3 protein-coding genes are annotated in these 1,549 nt (G+C 57.1%); all 3 read right to left on the bottom strand.

The window, feature by feature from the left end; genetic code table 11:
• Nucleotides 1-657 (bottom strand): sigma-E factor regulatory protein RseB domain-containing protein (locus tag HT737_RS22635; RefSeq protein ID WP_182404043.1); only part of this gene is annotated, 657 nt, incomplete at its 3' end.
• An 8-nt stretch (nt 658-665) separates the two neighbouring features.
• Nucleotides 666-1,253 carry a sigma-E factor negative regulatory protein gene (locus HT737_RS22630; RefSeq protein ID WP_041070379.1) on the bottom strand — a complete coding sequence of 196 codons (588 nt, stop codon included), beginning with the start codon at nt 1,251-1,253 and terminating at the stop codon, nt 666-668.
• 30 nt (nt 1,254-1,283) lie between these two features.
• The coding region (locus HT737_RS22625) for a sigma-70 family RNA polymerase sigma factor (protein ID WP_182404042.1) at nt 1,284-1,549 on the bottom strand (266 nt) is incomplete at its 5' end.

The raw sequence follows: 1,549 nt of genomic DNA, 5'->3' as shown, positions 1-1,549 counted from the left end.
GTCCGAATGCCAGACCTGAGCCGTCTTCACCGCAGACGCTTTGTCACTGTCCAAGGTGATGGCCTTGCAATCGGTGCCCGCCTGCAAATCTTTATCCGACGGGACATCAGCGGTATCAAGGCTGGTGAACTGGAAACGCTCGAGCAACTGCCCCTTGTCATTGAGCAGCAGTGACTTAAGCGGCAGAGCGGTCTGTTTGTCCAGATGAAGCTCGAAACCATAGCGATGCTGGTCTCGCGGCGTCAGCGATACGATAACCGCATCCCGCCCGGCCACGCGCGACTTGCCGATGACAGCAAGGTCATACCAGTTTTTCAGCTTTTGGGGATCAAACGCACGAGCGGTCGAGTTGGAAGAGTCTCCCAACCCCGCAATCAGAGTGCCACTGACACATTGAGTATGCCCATCAATGCGCACCACTTCCTGTGCCGAACCGTCCAGCTGAACCAGGCGCTCACGAACCTGACCGTTCTGGACACGATGCCAGATGTTATGGGTAGAAAAACTACCGTTACGCTCGTAAACGAAGGTGCCTTGAAAGCTTTGCTGCTGTTCGGCTTGGCCCAGACGGTTCAACCAGTCCTGGGCCTCATCAGCGTGGGCTGGAACAACGAACCAGCCACTGAGCAGAAGCGAAAGTAAAGGTATGGCGCGCATGATCCTCCTTAACGGTTTTCCATGCTTGCTGCACGCGCATAAGGCAAGGCGCTTTCAGTACCTTTCAGTGCAGCCTGCTGGGCATGCTGGCGCAGATAACCTGGCAGACGCTGATCATGCCAGCCTGGCTGACCTTGCAGAACGCCATTGGCCATCGGACCGGTGGTTTCCGAGCTTTCCTTATAGCCTGCCAGCACTGCCGGGCCTTTGGCTTGCGGTGCTACCAGCGAAGGTTGATTGGACTGCTGAGCCAACTCGACACCCGCGATTTCGTCCTGGTTGTACAGACGAACACCGGCCAGTACGGCAACGGTCACCGAAGCGGCAACGGCCAGACGACCGAGGTTACGCCATGGACCACGAGATACTTTGGCTGGAGCCGTTTCGTCTTCCAGCGCAGCAGAGACTGCCGCAGCGATGTCCAGACGCGGAAGCAGCAGGTCCTTGTGCATGGCTGCCCGGGCGATCTGGTAACGAGCCCAGGTCTCACGGGTTTCAACATCGTCCAGTGCATTGATCACTCGACGCAATTCCAATTCGTCCGCTTCGTTATCCATCACTGCGGACAGCGATTCCTGCAGGGCTTCACGACTCATGGCGTTCCTCTCTTGGCTGTCGCCGCTGTCTCAGTTTTCCTGCAACAACGGCTGCAGGGCTTTATCGATGGCCTCCCGAGCGCGGAAAATCCGGGAGCGCACGGTACCCACCGGACACTGCATGACACTCGCAATGTCCTCGTAACTCAGACCATCGAATTCACGTAAAGTTAACGCCGTACGCAAATCCTCTGGCAGTTGCTGAATGGTTCGATGGACGGTGCCTTCGATCTCATCCCGCAGCAACGCGCGTTCCGGTGATTCGAGATCCTTGAGGCCATGATCGCCATCGTAGA

The organism is Pseudomonas sp. MD195_PC81_125, from assembly GCF_014060985.1.
GTDB lineage: Bacteria > Pseudomonadota > Gammaproteobacteria > Pseudomonadales > Pseudomonadaceae > Aquipseudomonas > Aquipseudomonas parakoreensis.
This window is presented reverse-complemented; position numbering and strand designations above follow the sequence as displayed.